This is a genomic window from Chromobacterium sp. ASV23 (assembly GCF_016428945.1).
Lineage (GTDB): Bacteria > Pseudomonadota > Gammaproteobacteria > Burkholderiales > Chromobacteriaceae > Chromobacterium > Chromobacterium sinusclupearum.
The window spans coordinates 1-302 of record NZ_JAELTR010000265.1 but is presented as its reverse complement, the minus strand read 5'-3'; the positions used below and the strand labels follow the sequence as shown (position 1 = coordinate 302).

Genomic DNA, 302 nt, shown 5'->3' with positions numbered 1-302 from the left:
CCCCCCCCCCCCCCCCCCCCCCCCCCCCCCCCCCCCCCCCCCCCCCCCCCCCCCCCCCCCCCCCCCCCCCCCCCCCCCCCCCCCCCCCCCCCCCCCCCCCCTATTTTCAAGCAGAAGACGGCATACGCGATAATTGGCGGAGTCTCGTGGGCTCGGAGATGTGTATAAGAGACAGGCTCCAAGGTCTGCTTCAGTCTACCGGCGCCGCGTTGCACGCCGGTGATGGTTTCGGCCAGCAGACCCAGGTAGCGCTTCTCGTCGATCAGGCCGCTGCGCACCAGCGCCAGGTCGTCGTAATACGA

Annotated in this window: 1 pseudogene; it reads right to left on the bottom strand. The window is 72.5% G+C overall.

Annotation, left to right across the window (positions count from 1 at the left end):
- Positions 1–302, bottom strand: a pseudogene (locus tag JHD59_RS22535) (hypothetical protein); the annotation flags it as partial.